This is a genomic window from Variovorax sp. 10N412, from assembly GCF_056394985.1.
In genome coordinates this window covers 115,238-127,045 of record NZ_JBFTIO010000019.1, presented here as the reverse complement: position 1 = coordinate 127,045, position 11,808 = coordinate 115,238, and the positions used below count along the sequence as shown (strand labels likewise).

General features: G+C 64.2%; 15 protein-coding genes and 1 rRNA gene. 6 read left to right on the top strand and 10 right to left on the bottom strand.

Annotated elements, in window-relative coordinates:
* A 5S ribosomal RNA gene (gene rrf / locus AC1DJH_RS29130) occupies positions 1 to 93 on the top strand; the annotation flags it as partial.
* A 198-nt stretch (positions 94 to 291) separates the two neighbouring features.
* Here the strand turns inward: rrf and AC1DJH_RS29125 are convergent.
* The 6 genes from AC1DJH_RS29125 to AC1DJH_RS29100 form a co-directional block, all read right to left on the bottom strand.
* A complete protein-coding gene (locus AC1DJH_RS29125; RefSeq protein WP_478188067.1) occupies positions 292 to 852 on the bottom strand; it encodes a ferritin-like domain-containing protein in 561 nt (186 codons plus the stop codon).
* Positions 849 to 1,364: a hypothetical protein gene (locus tag AC1DJH_RS29120; protein WP_478188069.1), complete on the bottom strand. Its 516-nt coding sequence runs from the start codon at positions 1,362 to 1,364 to the stop codon at positions 849 to 851. Before AC1DJH_RS29120 ends, AC1DJH_RS29125 begins: the two co-directional genes overlap by 4 nt.
* Positions 1,351 to 1,734 carry a phage holin family protein gene (locus tag AC1DJH_RS29115; RefSeq protein WP_478188066.1) on the bottom strand — a complete coding sequence of 128 codons (384 nt, stop codon included), beginning with the start codon at positions 1,732 to 1,734 and terminating at the stop codon, positions 1,351 to 1,353. Before AC1DJH_RS29115 ends, AC1DJH_RS29120 begins: the two co-directional genes overlap by 14 nt.
* A 38-nt stretch (positions 1,735 to 1,772) precedes the next feature.
* Positions 1,773 to 2,147 (bottom strand): hypothetical protein, encoded by a 375-nt coding sequence (locus AC1DJH_RS29110; protein WP_371086375.1) that lies wholly within the window; start codon positions 2,145 to 2,147, stop codon positions 1,773 to 1,775.
* Between the two features lie 54 nt (positions 2,148 to 2,201).
* Positions 2,202 to 2,366, bottom strand: coding sequence for a DUF1328 domain-containing protein (locus AC1DJH_RS29105; protein WP_472121052.1), 165 nt, complete (start codon positions 2,364 to 2,366; stop codon positions 2,202 to 2,204).
* A gap of 198 nt (positions 2,367 to 2,564) precedes the next feature.
* A complete protein-coding gene (locus AC1DJH_RS29100) occupies positions 2,565 to 3,917 on the bottom strand; it encodes a CHASE3 domain-containing protein (protein WP_478188065.1) in 1,353 nt (450 codons plus the stop codon).
* Between the two features lie 107 nt (positions 3,918 to 4,024).
* Between AC1DJH_RS29100 and AC1DJH_RS29095 the strand changes: the two genes are divergently transcribed.
* On the top strand, positions 4,025 to 4,657 hold the full coding sequence (locus tag AC1DJH_RS29095) for a response regulator (protein ID WP_007837167.1): 633 nt from the start codon (positions 4,025 to 4,027) through the stop codon (positions 4,655 to 4,657).
* Positions 4,658 to 4,700: 43 nt separating this feature from the next.
* Here the strand turns inward: AC1DJH_RS29095 and AC1DJH_RS29090 are convergent, their stop codons facing one another.
* Entirely contained in the window at positions 4,701 to 5,102 is a 402-nt protein-coding gene (locus tag AC1DJH_RS29090) for a response regulator (protein ID WP_478188064.1), read from the bottom strand.
* Positions 5,103 to 5,347: 245 nt separating this feature from the next.
* Between AC1DJH_RS29090 and AC1DJH_RS29085 the strand changes: the two genes are divergently transcribed.
* Positions 5,348 to 7,360 (top strand): AsmA family protein, encoded by a 2,013-nt coding sequence (locus tag AC1DJH_RS29085; protein WP_478188063.1) that lies wholly within the window; start codon positions 5,348 to 5,350, stop codon positions 7,358 to 7,360.
* Here AC1DJH_RS29085 and AC1DJH_RS29080 read toward each other — a convergent pair.
* The 3 genes from AC1DJH_RS29080 to gpmA all read right to left on the bottom strand — a co-directional run bounded on the left by AC1DJH_RS29080 (position 7,357) and on the right by gpmA (position 10,443).
* Positions 7,357 to 8,142, bottom strand: coding sequence for a HesA/MoeB/ThiF family protein (locus AC1DJH_RS29080; protein ID WP_478188062.1), 786 nt, complete (start codon positions 8,140 to 8,142; stop codon positions 7,357 to 7,359). The two genes, AC1DJH_RS29085 and AC1DJH_RS29080, sit on opposite strands and share 4 nt — an antisense overlap.
* 11 nt (positions 8,143 to 8,153) lie before the next feature.
* Complete coding sequence (locus AC1DJH_RS29075) at positions 8,154 to 9,596, bottom strand: S41 family peptidase (RefSeq protein ID WP_435436685.1); 1,443 nt, start codon at positions 9,594 to 9,596, stop codon at positions 8,154 to 8,156.
* A 103-nt stretch (positions 9,597 to 9,699) separates the two neighbouring features.
* Positions 9,700 to 10,443, bottom strand: a complete 744-nt coding sequence (gene gpmA / locus AC1DJH_RS29070) for a 2,3-diphosphoglycerate-dependent phosphoglycerate mutase (RefSeq protein WP_435484766.1) — start codon at positions 10,441 to 10,443, stop codon at positions 9,700 to 9,702.
* A 105-nt stretch (positions 10,444 to 10,548) separates the two neighbouring features.
* Here gpmA and AC1DJH_RS29065 point away from each other — a divergent pair, with 105 nt between their 5' ends.
* From AC1DJH_RS29065 to secB, 3 genes are all read left to right on the top strand, one after another.
* Positions 10,549 to 10,932 carry a rhodanese-like domain-containing protein gene (locus AC1DJH_RS29065; RefSeq protein WP_472121365.1) on the top strand — a complete coding sequence of 128 codons (384 nt, stop codon included), beginning with the start codon at positions 10,549 to 10,551 and terminating at the stop codon, positions 10,930 to 10,932.
* 20 nt (positions 10,933 to 10,952) lie between these two features.
* Positions 10,953 to 11,213: a glutaredoxin 3 gene (gene grxC / locus AC1DJH_RS29060; RefSeq protein ID WP_435436057.1), complete on the top strand. Its 261-nt coding sequence runs from the start codon at positions 10,953 to 10,955 to the stop codon at positions 11,211 to 11,213.
* Positions 11,214 to 11,340: 127 nt separating this feature from the next.
* Entirely contained in the window at positions 11,341 to 11,808 is a 468-nt protein-coding gene (gene secB / locus AC1DJH_RS29055) for a protein-export chaperone SecB (RefSeq protein ID WP_409169529.1), read from the top strand.

Below are 11,808 nucleotides of genomic sequence, written 5' to 3'. Positions count from 1 at the left end.
GGTACCACTCCTTCCCATCCCGAACAGGACAGTGAAACGACTCAGCGCCGATGATAGTGCGGGTTCCCGTGTGAAAGTAGGTCATCGTCAGGCTCTTACAGCCCAGAAAACCCCAGTCAGAATATGACTGGGGTTTTTTGCTTTGCGCAATGGCATTCGCCAATACAAATACGCGAACGAGTAGAACCACGCAGACGTAAAACACGCAGACGTAAAAAAGCCCGATGAATCTATCGGGCTTTTTGCTATCCGAAGAAGCTGAAAATCAGGCCGCCAGGCGCTGCGCGATGCTCAGTGACCAAGCCAGTCCTTCAATTCGTCGGCATGCTCTTCCTCGTCGGAGAGGATGTCCTCGAGCATGCGGCGTGTAGTGGGGTCCTTGTCCCCGATCAGCGCGATCATCTGCCGATACGACTCCACTGCAATACGCTCGGCAATCAGATTGGCGCGCACCATGGCTTGCAGGTCGGTGGACTCGTCGTACGCTGCATGGCTTCGTTCCAGCAGGTGCGACGGTGCAAAGTCTGGTTCACCCCCGAGTTGCACAATTCGTTCGGCAATTCGGTCGGCATGGCCCGACTCTTCATTGGCATGCACGAGAAACTCGTCCGCAATGGCTGGGGACTCGACGCCATTGGCGGTGAAGTAGTGCCGTTTGTAGCGCAGCACGCAGACGAGCTCGGTCGCCAGTGCATCGTTCAGCAGCTTGACAACATCGTCACGCCACGGCCCGTAGCTAGGCGTCACCGCGCCGTCGTCCAGGCTGTTACGCGCGGCATCAAGGCCACTCTGATCGAGCACCAGGTGCTTGTGTTCAGAGGCCTTGTCTGAAGAGGAAACGTCGGTTTTCATAAAGGGTCCTTTCGTGGGGAGCTTGAGTTCTTCTGCATCAACGTGTTGACAACGTCAGCCACGTCGGATGTTTTCAGTACCGCTGCCAGCACTGCCGTGACCGACAAAAGACGCCACGGCCTGACAAGCACCACAAGCGCCCCTGTGCCGGCGGCGATGGCCATGAGCTTGGCTGGCTGCTTGCGTGCGTAACTTTCCAGCAATGGACGGGCCAATTGGCCGGCCGCATGCGCAGGGTGCCGCTGCCACCAGCGCTGCACCACATTCCGGCCCATGGAAAACCATAGATTGCCGCTGCGTCCTTGAGGCCGCCCGTTGTGCTCGCCAAGTGGCGGCAACGCAGCAGCCGCTTCAGCACGCGCATATTCGAGTTCATCTTCGGCCGCTTGGGTTGGCCGGTAGTGCTGCTCTTCGTGAGGTTCGGAGACCCCATTGAGTTGGCGAACCAGCGCCCGGCGTGACAGCGACAAGCGTTGCTGCGGTGTCAGAGGCGAACGTTCAGCGACGGCCATGTCGAGTTCCTGCTTCACGCAATGCCTGCAGATCAGCATCGAGTTGCGAACGCAGGTCGTCGAAGCCGTGGCTCGGGCTCGGCCGGGTGGCATACCAGGCGCAGAAAGCCGCAATCACCAAGGCAACGCCCGGCACGGCGACCAGGACCCAGTGAAAGCTGCCGTGAAGCACGCCAAGCAGCACAGCCACGCCAATGAGGCCGAGTGCCAACATGGCGCTGGCCGCCGCCAACACGCCAGCGACGACGCGGGTAACAAGGCCGCGTCCCGCTTGCGCAGTTTCCTGGCGAACGAGAGCGGCGTAGTTGGCTAGGTGATCAGCGACGAGTTCCGGATGCCCGAGCACCGTGGAGAAAATCGGATGAAGCATGGTGCCAGAGGTCGTTGAAGCGACGGGAACTCAGCGAATCAATAGTCGTCCCGGCTGCGGCGGCTGGCGAGCACGATCAGCGCAGTGATGGCTGCACCTGCGGCTGCAGCAATCAGCACCGAGCGAACCGGCTGGTCGGAAATGTAGCGACCCGTCACGTCTGCGGCCTGTTCGAGGCGGCGCTGGGCGCGTGCACTCGTGGTGGAAGCGGCATCGAGTCCACGTTGAACGGCTTGCTGCACGCGAGCAGCCAGTTGTTCAACAGCCGGCTCTGCATCGCGGCGCAGGTCGCGGACCTTTTCGCCGGCCGCATTCACTGCGTTCTGTGCGTAGGCACGAGTGGATTCCACCGCTTCGTTGGCGGTCTGGCGCGCGTCATCTGCGAGTTGCGAGGCGGTCTTGGTCGTGTTCATGTGAAAGTCCTTTCCGGGGAAGTGAAATGCGGGAGCCTGTAGATCGTAACGACGCTACTTGCGTCGTAGCAAGCCGGCAAGGAAGCTGGCAATCGCCAGGATGGCGAAGATCACAAAAAGAATCTTTGCGATCCCCACTGCGCCGGCTGCAATGCCGCTGAAGCCGAGCACCGCGGCGATCAGTGCGATGACCAAAAACACCACCGTGTAGTGCAACATGCGAACTCCTTCGAGGTTGGCCTCGTCGTCTTGAGAAATGGCGGCTTCGGCACCCTTGTGAAGGGATTCGAAGAGCACAGGAGCAACATTAAGTGGGGTAGCGTCCCGGACCTGTCAGCGGTCGGGCGCGGGGTGCGTAGGAGACGGCCGAGTTAGCCTGCACTGGGGCGTGAAGGAGTTCCGGCCCTCCTCGAACCGTCAGCCGCCTGACGCAGATTTGACGATGGGCAGCATCGCGCTCAGGTGCGTGCCCTTGCCGGGCGTGGAGGACACCGTGAGCTTGCCGCGTGCGGCTTCCACCCGATGCCGCATGCCTGCCAGACCATGCGTCGACGGCCGCATGCGTTGGGTGTCGAAGCCCTTGCCGTTGTCTGCCACCTCCACGATCACGTGGCTCTCGTAGTTCTTCATCACGATGGTGGCTTCGCTGGCGTGGGCGTACTTGCCGATGTTGGTCAGGCTCTCCTGCACCATCCGGTAGATGGTGAGCTGGCGCGATTCGTCCATGGCCGCGGGCTCCAGCGCCATTTCGATCTGCAGGCCCGAACGTTCGGCAAACTCGCGTCCCAGGATTTCCAGCGAGGCCACCAGACCGAGATTCGACAGCGAGGACGGCCGCAAGTCTTCGATGATGCGGCGCTTGAGCGCAATCCCGCTGTTGAGCAGCTCGGTCAAATGCTGCAGCCGCTGGATGGCATCGGGCGCGTCGGCGAGCCGCGACTTGAGGCGCGCCACGTCCAGCTTGGCGGCGGTGAGCAGCGAGCCCAACTCGTCGTGCAGTTCACGTGCGAGGTAGCCGCGCTCGGTCTCACGCACGTCCTGCAGGTGGGTTGCCAGTTCTGCCAGCGACGCCGTGCGCTCGCGCACCTCGTCTTCCAGCGCATTGCGTTCGCGCTGCAGGGCCTCCTGCTGGCGCTCGCCGATCGAGCGCAGCGCATGGGTCTGGCGCAGGTACAGGAAAAAGGCGATCAGTGCGGCCAGCGCGACGATGGCGGTACCGATGCGGGCCAACTGCAGCGAGCGCAACACCTGCGCCTGGCTTTCGTGCAGGGTGTCGTTGCTGATCTTCACCAGTTCGCCCGCGGTCGCGCGGATGGCGTCCATTTCCTCGCGGCCGACGTCCGTCGTGATGACGAACTTCCATGCGTCTTCCTTGCCGTCCTGGCGCAACCGCACGCTCATGTCCATTTCGGCCACCTTGCGCAGCACGTGCTTCGACAGTTCGGTCAACTGATTGAGCTCGGCCGGCCGGCCGGCATACATCCGGCGCAGCGATGCCAACTGGCCGTCGACCTGCTTGACCGCCGTGTCGTAGGGCTGCCGGTAGCTGGCCTCGCCTGTCAGCAAGTAGCCTCTGCTCCCTGTCTCGGCGTCCAGCATGCTCTGCAGAATCTGGCTGAGCGTGCCGCGCACCTGCTGCGCCTCTTCGATGTCATAGAGCGCGCGGCTGGATTGCCGGTAGCCGGCCTCGTTGATCCCGACGAGGGCCAGCGCAGCGAGTGCCGCAAGCAGCAGGCTGACGGCCATTTTTGGAGGGGCTAACCAGTGCATGAAACTTTCAGGGCTGCGTACTACGCAAGTTCGTGAATAATTGACAACAATCAGGGACCCGGAATGTTGCGACCCGTATGTCCGCAACACAACGACGAAAGTAACAGATGATCAAAATTGGAATTGTGGACGACCACGCCATCGTGCGGTCTGGCCTCCGGCAGTTCTTCTCCGAGCACGTGGACCTGCGCGTGGCGGGTGAAGCTGCCAGCGGGCGCGAAGCCATCGAACTGGTGCGCACCACGGAGCTGGACGTACTGGTCATGGACCTTTCGATGCCCGGGCAAAGTGGAATCGACGCCCTGGCCATGATCCGCGCCAAGGCGCCGGACGTAGGCATCCTGATCCTGAGCGGCTATCCGGAAGAGCACTACGCGATGAACCTGATCCGCCAGGGCGCAAGCGGCTACCTGAACAAGGAATGCGATCCGATAGAAATCGTGAACGCCATTCGCACTATTTCGTTGGGCCGCCGCTACATCACCCCCGCCGTGGCCGAACTGCTGGCTCGCCAGCTCGACCGCAAGGACGACGCCGCGCCGCACGAGCAGCTGTCGGAACGCGAATTCCAGGTGTTCCTGAAGCTGGCCAAGGGCGAAACTGCCGGCGACATCGCCAAGACGCTGTCGTTGTCGGTGAAGACCGTGAGCACTTACCGCACGCGCCTGATGGAGAAGATGAACCTGTCCTCCAACAGCGACCTGACGTACTACGCGCTGAAGAACAAGCTGATCGACTGAGATCTGCGCGACGCAAAAGAAGAGGCCCGAGGCGGCCTCTTTTTCAGCGCGCCCTGGCCGCCCGCAGGGCCTCGGCCTGTACAAGGCAGAAGTCCACCAGCGCGTCGATTTCGTTCGACTTGTCGAACACCGCATCGACACCGAACTCGGCGCAGCGCCGCCGGATGTCGGGCGTCGCATAGTTGCTGAGCACAACCACCTTCTGAGCGGGCTTGCGGCCCTCGCATGCCTGGAGGACGCCCAACCCGCTGCCCTGCTTGAGAAAAAGGTCGACGATGACCAGGTCCCACCCGTCTTCGTGCGCACCGAGCCACGCGCGGACGCCCTCTTCGGTCTCGGCAAAACCGACGACCGTGCTGAGGGTGAGCTCTTCCAGAGTGCCAATGAGGTTTTCACGGATCGTGAGGTTGTCTTCGACGACGTATATCTGCAATCTGGAATCCATGCCGAACCGCGCTTCCTCTCACGTGGCAGGTGCTTTTGCAGCGCCCGCTGATGGGGGAAAGCCTGCATCGGGAGATTGCAGCCATTCCGTCGCGCATCATGCAAGCTGCGGGGGGCGGGCGTTGTAGGCGGGTTCCGACGCTTTCGCCTGCGCCACAGCGATACCTCGCTCGTAGGCGATGCCCCACGGTCTGTGCGGTCCCTTGCCGACCCGGGCGGCACGATCGATGAGGTAACAAGGACGCCATGGCAACGAATATCCTGCGAACCCGGCCGCTATGGCTGAAGCTGCTTGGCGGCGTCGTGCTCCTGTTCGCGGCGTTGGTGCTGGTGCTTGTGTTTTTCCCCTGGGACGTGTTGCGCGAGCCACTCAACCGGTACGTCAGCGAGAAGACCGGGCGCAAGTTCGAAATCACGCGGCGACTCGACGTGGGCCTCGGGTGGCGGCAGGCCACCGTCAAGTTCGACGGCATCGAGTTCGCCAATCCGTCCTGGGCGCGCGATCCCTACCTGGTGAAGGCAGAGCGCGCCGAATTCGACATTCGCCTCTGGCCGCTCATCACCAGCAAGATCGTGATTCCGCGCCTCGCGCTGTTCGCTCCGGCAGTGGGCCTGCAGATGGAGGCCGATGGCCGCCGTACCTGGGCGTTCGGCAAGGACACCTCGGATGCAGGCAGCGTACCCAGCATCGGCCTGATCCAGGTCGACACCGGCTCGCTCGACTTCCTTGCCAAGCACCTGGGCGTGGACCTGCATGCGGACCTGAGCTACGACTCGGCCCGCGGCGAGATGCCGCTGACCTATCGCATCAAGGGCCGCTACAAGGGCCAGCCGCTGACCGCCAATGGGCGCGCCGGCAACGTATTGCAGATCGATGCCGCAGGAGCGCCGCCGTTCCCTATTGAGATCAACGCCGCCGCCGGGCAGACCCAGTTGAAGGCCGCCGGCAGCGTGGCCGCGTTGTCCGGGCTGGACGGCATCGATGCCAGCTTCGAGATCAAAGGACAGACGTTGGGCGCGCTGTTCCCGTTGCTCGGCATCGCGCTGCCGCAGACCTCGCCTTATGCGCTGAGCGGAAAGCTGGGCAAGCGCGGCCAGCTTTGGGAGGCTACCGGTCTCAAGGGCAAGCTGGGCTTGTCGGATATCGCAGGCGACATGAAATTCGACCAGGCTGGGAAGTTGCCGCATCTCGCGGGCGATCTGCGTTCGCGGGTGATGGACATGGACGACCTCGGTCCGCTGATCGGCCTTCCGCCGACGGCGCGTACGGCCAACACCGTCGAAGGCGTGGCCCCGCCGCCGACCGTGACGCAGGTCAAGCGGGCTGGCGGGAAGGTGCTGCCCACGGCACCGCTCGATTTCGAGCGCCTGCGCGCCATGAACGCCGACGTCAAGTACACGGCCGACAAGATCCAGAACGTGCGCGATATCCCGCTCGACCGCGGCAGCGTGCAGGTCAAGCTCGACAACGGCGTGCTCACGCTGGATCCGCTCGACCTGGGCGTGGCCGGCGGCAAGCTGGGCGGCGCGATTCGCATCGACGCATCGAAGAACCCCGCGGACATCCGCGCATCGCTCGACATCAAGGCCATGCAACTGGCCCGCCTGTTCCCCAAGCTCGAGACCACAGGCAACAGCGTGGGGCGGCTGGATGGGCGCATCAACCTGTCGGGGTCGGGCAGCACCGTGGCCAACTGGTTGGGCGGCGTGTCCGGCGACGTGGCGGTGCTCTCGGGCAGCGGCCAGTTCGGCAACCTGCTGCCTGTGTTCGCTACGCTGGTGGGTGGCGACATCATCAAGTTCCTGCTGCGCGGCGACCGCAATGTCGAATTGCGGTGCGCGGCGATGGCTTTCGACGTCAACAAGGGGCTGATGACGGGCCGCACGCTCGTGGTCGACACCACCAACGCCGTCTTCACGGCCACCGGCCAGGCCAACCTCGCGACCGAGGGGTTGGACTTCGTGATTCGCCCCGAACCCAAGAGCAAGAGCATCCTGTCGATCCGCACGCCGCTGGTGTTGAGCGGGAGCTTCGGCGCGCCGAAGGGCGGCCTGCAGGTGGCCCCTCTCGCGGAGCGCGGACTGGCCGCACTGGCATTGGGCGCCATCAATCCGTTGTTGGCCCTGGCCGCGACCATCGAGACAGGCCCGGGCCAGGATTCCGATTGCAAGGGTGTCTTGGCGGATGCGAACAAGCCGGCGCCCGGCGCCGCCGCCAACGGTGCCGCCCGCGCCAAGGGCGCGCGCCAGCCTTCCTAAGCGCCTTGCAGGGTGGGGGCTTCGCTCGGCGCTGGGCGGTGTGCACAGACCCCGCATTGCGGGTCGCGGGCCACGCGCAAGGTATCGAACGAGGTGCTGCGACCGTCGAACATCAGCAGCTTGCCTGCCAGCGATGGGCTAATGCCGGCAAGCAGCTTGAGCGCCTCGCTGGCTTGCAGCGTGCCGATGGTGCCGACCACCGGGCCGAACACCCCCAGGACCGCGCAGCGCGTCTCCTCGAACGCAGCATCCGGCGGGAACAGGCAGGCATAGCAGGGTGAGGCGGCGTCACGCGTGTCGTAAACACTCAGTTGCCCGTCGAAACGGATCGCCGCACCCGCCACCAGCGGTTTTGAATGATTCACGCAGGCGCGATTGACGGCTTGGCGGGTGACGAAGTTGTCGCAGCAATCCACCACCACATCGGCCTCGGCGACCAGGCGCGAGAGCAACGGCGCGTCGGCGCGCTCGGCGTGGGTCTCGATGGAAATGCCAGGGTTGATGTCGCGCATGGCCTGCGCCGCGGATTCGACCTTGGCGAGACCGACCCGCGCCTGCGTATGGGCGACCTGGCGCTGGAGATTGGTGAGGTCGACCTCGTCGTCGTCGACCAGCGTGATGTGGCCGACACCTGCTGCCGCGAGGTACAGGGCCACCGGCGAGCCGAGCCCGCCGGCACCGATGACAAGAACCCGTCCGGCACTGACGCGCTCTTGCCCGTCGATGCCGAATTCCTCGAGAAGGATGTGGCGCGAGTAGCGCAGCAGCTCGCTATCTTCCATGCGCCACCGGATCAGTTTTCCTTCTTCTCTTCCTTGTTTTCGACGATCACCTGCGTCTTGCTGACCAGCACCGGCTGGCCCTTCAGGCGGTTGAGCGCCTGCACGAGCGGGAAGTCCTTGTCGGTGCCGAACTCGGGCGTCTTGCGGTCCTGGGGCGGCTTCTTGGCTTCTTCCTCGAGGCGCTTGCGGGCTTCGTCGCGGGCCTTTTCGCGTTCCGGGTCCTTGACTTCGGGACCCTGGCCGCTGGCCAGGTGCTTCTCGAGGTCGGCCTCGCGCATGCGCAGGGCGGCGAAGGGGCTGCCCTCGGCGCTTTCGTCGACCAGCACATTCGGCACGATGCCCTTGGCCTGGATCGAGGTTCCGCTCGGCGTGTAGTAGCGCGCCGTGGTGATCTTCAGGCCGGTGTCCGGACCGAGCGGGCGCACCGTCTGCACCGAGCCCTTGCCGAAGGTCTGGCTGCCCATGATGATGCCGCGCTTGTGGTCCTGCAGCGCGCCGGCCACGATTTCGCTGGCCGAGGCAGAGCCCTCGTTCACCAGCACCACCAGAGGCACGGTCTTCAGCGCGGCCGGCAGGCTGCGCAGCGGGTCGCTGCCCGAACGGCGCTGGTAGAACTCCGGCGCTGCCTTGTAGACCGACTTGCTTTCGGCCAGCTGGCCATCGGTGGTGACCACCGTGACGTTCTCGGGCAGGAAGGCCGAAGACACCGCCACGGCCGCGTCGAGCAGGCCGCCCGGGTCGTTGCGCAGGTCGAGCACCAGGCCCTTGAGATTGGGATCTTCCTTGTACAACTCGTCGATCTTCTTGACGAAGTCGTCGACCGTACGTTCCTGGAACTGCGACAGGCGGATCCAGCCGTAGCCGGGCTCGATCATCTTGCCGCGCACCGACTGCGTGCGAATTTCCTCGCGCGTGATCGTCACGGGGAAAGTGCGGCTCTCGTCCTTGCGGAAGATGGTCAGCAGCACCTTGGTGTTGGCTTCGCCGCGCATGCGCTTGACCGCCTCGTTCAGCGACAGGCCGCGCACGGCGGTGTCGTCGATCTTGGTGATCAGGTCATTGGGCTTCAGGCCGGCGCGGAACGCCGGGGAGCCTTCGATGGGAGAGACGACCTTGATCAGTCCGTCTTCCTGCGAAATCTCGATGCCTACGCCGACGAATCGGCCGGTCGTGCCTTCGCGAAATTCCTTGAAGGACTTCTTGTCGAAGTACTGGGAATGCGGGTCGAGCCCGGCGACCATGCCCGAAATGGCGTCGGAGATGAGCTTTTTCTCATCGACCGGCTCGACGTAGTCGCTCTTGACCATGCCGAAGACGGCAGCGAGCTGCTGCAATTCCTCGAGCGGCAGTGGCGCAAGCGATCCGCGTGCGACTGTCTGCAACGAGACGGTGGTCAGGACGCCTGCAACGGCGCCGGCGGCGACCCAGCCGGTGATCTTCAATTTCTGGCCCATCATGAGTGCTTGTCCTTGTCGGCGGCTGTCGAACCAATATACACAGCTTGGAAACAATTTGCCTGCCGGGGTTCCACGAAGTGGCCGGCAGAAAGGGGTTTCTTCAGCCTTTACCTTGCGAAGCGACCGCAGCGGCAGCCTGTTCGGCGGCTGCGGCGTCGCCGAGGTAGTAGTGACGCAGGGGCTTCAGGTCGTCGTCGAGCTCGTAGACCAGCGGAATGCCGTTCGGGATGTTCAGGCCGACGATGGCGTCGTCCGAAATGCCGTCGAGGTACTTCACCAGCGCCCGGATCGAGTTGCCGTGGGCCGCCACCACCAGGCGGCGCCCGGTGCGGATGGCCGGCGCCATCGATTCGTTCCAGAACGGCAGCACGCGCGCGACCGTGTCCTTCAGGCACTCGGTGAGCGGAATCTGCTCGGGCGACAGCTTGGCGTAGCGCACGTCGCCGCGCTCGCTGCGCGGGTCGCCGGTTTCCAGTGGCGGGGGCGGCGTGCCGTAGCTGCGGCGCCAGACCAGCACCTGCTCGTCGCCGTACTTCTTGGCCGTTTCAGCCTTGTTCAGGCCCTGCAGGCCGCCGTAGTGGCGTTCGTTCAGGCGCCACGAATGCACCACGGGCAGCCAGGTGCGGTCCAGCTCGTCGAGCGTGTGCCACAGGGTGCGGGTGGCGCGCTTGAGCACGCTGGTGTAGGCGACATCGAAGTCGTAACCCTCGGCCTTGAGCAGGCGGCCGGCCTGCTTGGCCTGCTCCACGCCGGTCTCGGTCAGGTCGACGTCGGTCCATCCGGTGAAGCGGTTTTCGAGATTCCAGGTGGATTCGCCGTGACGGATCAGTACCAGTTTGTGCATGTGGGAGGCCTTTGGCTGCGCTTGCGAAACCTCGCATTCTAAAATCCCCGGTTTGCCATTCAAGGAACCCTCGTGAAATTGATCGAATTCGTCACCGCGAACTGGATGCTGATCCTGATCGCGCTCAGCTCGGGCGCCATGCTCGCCTGGCCGCTGGTGCGGGGCGCGGGCGGCGGAACGCTCACGGCGCAGGGTGCCGTGCAGCTCATCAACCGCGAACGCGCCGTGCTCGTCGACGTGCGCGAGCCGGAAGAATTCGCCACCGGCCACATGATCGGCGCCAAGAACGTCCCCCTGAACCAGCTGGAAGAAAAGCTCACCGGCGCCGTCAAGAACAAGAACGTGCCGCTGCTGCTGGTCTGCGCCACCGGCGCCCGCGCCCAGCGCGCCGTGGCCACCGCCAAGAAACTCGGCTACGAGCAGGCCCAAGCGGTCGCCGGCGGGCTCAAGGCCTGGAAAGAAGCTAACCTGCCGGTTGAAAAAGCCTGAGTCTTCCCAAGGTAAAGAGCATGCAAGCCGTCAAGATGTACACCACCGCCGTCTGCCCGTACTGCACCCGTGCGAAGCAGATCCTGAAGTCCAAGGGCGTCGAGCAGATCGAAGAGATCCGCATCGACAGCGACCCGCAAGCCCGCGCCGCCATGATGGAGCTCACCCAGCGCCGCACGGTGCCGCAGATCTTCATCGGCGACACGCACGTCGGCGGCTGCGACGACCTGATCGCGCTCGACGGCCGCGGCGGCCTCGTTCCGCTGCTGCAGGCCGCCTGAAACACAAAGCAACCGGCGTCACAAAGGTGGCCCGGGCGCCGGGCGATAATCATTTGCTCATTCATCTGCAGCCCGCTGCGGGAACCTCTCCCCGGCGGGCATTGTTTTGACTCTCGAAAGTTCAGCCATGGCCGACCAGCAAGCCCAAGATCCCATCTTCCAGATCCAGCGCGTCTACCTCAAGGACCTGTCGCTCGAGCAGCCCAATTCGCCCGCGATCCTGCTGGAACAGGAACAGCCTACCGTCGACATCCAGCTCGGCGTGGACGCCCAGCCCGTGGCTGACGGCATCTTCGAGATCACCGTGTCGGCCACCGTGCAGACCAAGATCGGCGACAAGACCGTGTTCCTGGTCGAAGCCAAGCAAGCCGGCATCTTCGAGATCCGCCACCTGCCCGAAGATCAGATGGGTGCCATCCTCGGCATCGCCTGCCCGCAAATCGTGTACCCGTACCTGCGCGGCAACGTGGCCGACGTGATCCAGCGCGGCGGCTTCCCGCCCGTGCACCTCGCCGAAATCAACTTCCAGGCGATGTACGAACAGCAGCAGGCGCAGGCCGCCGGCCAAGCCGCCGCGCCGACCCTCACGCAGTAA

What these genes read in the sequence shown, in the direction of transcription:
- AC1DJH_RS29105 (WP_472121052.1), bottom strand. Translation starts at nt 2,366, where the DNA reads ATGTTGCACTACACGGTGGTGTTTTTGGTCATCGCACTGATCGCCGCG.
- AC1DJH_RS29075 (WP_435436685.1), bottom strand. Translation starts at nt 9,596, where the DNA reads ATGGGCCAGAAATTGAAGATCACCGGCTGGGTCGCCGCCGGCGCCGTT.
- AC1DJH_RS29095 (WP_007837167.1), top strand. Translation starts at nt 4,025, where the DNA reads ATGATCAAAATTGGAATTGTGGACGACCACGCCATCGTGCGGTCTGGC.
- secB (WP_409169529.1), top strand. Translation starts at nt 11,341, where the DNA reads ATGGCCGACCAGCAAGCCCAAGATCCCATCTTCCAGATCCAGCGCGTC.
- AC1DJH_RS29065 (WP_472121365.1), top strand. Translation starts at nt 10,549, where the DNA reads ATGCTGATCCTGATCGCGCTCAGCTCGGGCGCCATGCTCGCCTGGCCG.
- AC1DJH_RS29085 (WP_478188063.1), top strand. Translation starts at nt 5,348, where the DNA reads ATGGCAACGAATATCCTGCGAACCCGGCCGCTATGGCTGAAGCTGCTT.
- AC1DJH_RS29090 (WP_478188064.1), bottom strand. Translation starts at nt 5,102, where the DNA reads ATGGATTCCAGATTGCAGATATACGTCGTCGAAGACAACCTCACGATC.
- AC1DJH_RS29125 (WP_478188067.1), bottom strand. Translation starts at nt 852, where the DNA reads ATGAAAACCGACGTTTCCTCTTCAGACAAGGCCTCTGAACACAAGCAC.
- AC1DJH_RS29080 (WP_478188062.1), bottom strand. Translation starts at nt 8,142, where the DNA reads ATGGAAGATAGCGAGCTGCTGCGCTACTCGCGCCACATCCTTCTCGAG.
- grxC (WP_435436057.1), top strand. Translation starts at nt 10,953, where the DNA reads ATGCAAGCCGTCAAGATGTACACCACCGCCGTCTGCCCGTACTGCACC.
- AC1DJH_RS29120 (WP_478188069.1), bottom strand. Translation starts at nt 1,364, where the DNA reads ATGGCCGTCGCTGAACGTTCGCCTCTGACACCGCAGCAACGCTTGTCG.
- gpmA (WP_435484766.1), bottom strand. Translation starts at nt 10,443, where the DNA reads ATGCACAAACTGGTACTGATCCGTCACGGCGAATCCACCTGGAATCTC.
- AC1DJH_RS29100 (WP_478188065.1), bottom strand. Translation starts at nt 3,917, where the DNA reads ATGCACTGGTTAGCCCCTCCAAAAATGGCCGTCAGCCTGCTGCTTGCG.
- AC1DJH_RS29110 (WP_371086375.1), bottom strand. Translation starts at nt 2,147, where the DNA reads ATGAACACGACCAAGACCGCCTCGCAACTCGCAGATGACGCGCGCCAG.
- AC1DJH_RS29115 (WP_478188066.1), bottom strand. Translation starts at nt 1,734, where the DNA reads ATGCTTCATCCGATTTTCTCCACGGTGCTCGGGCATCCGGAACTCGTC.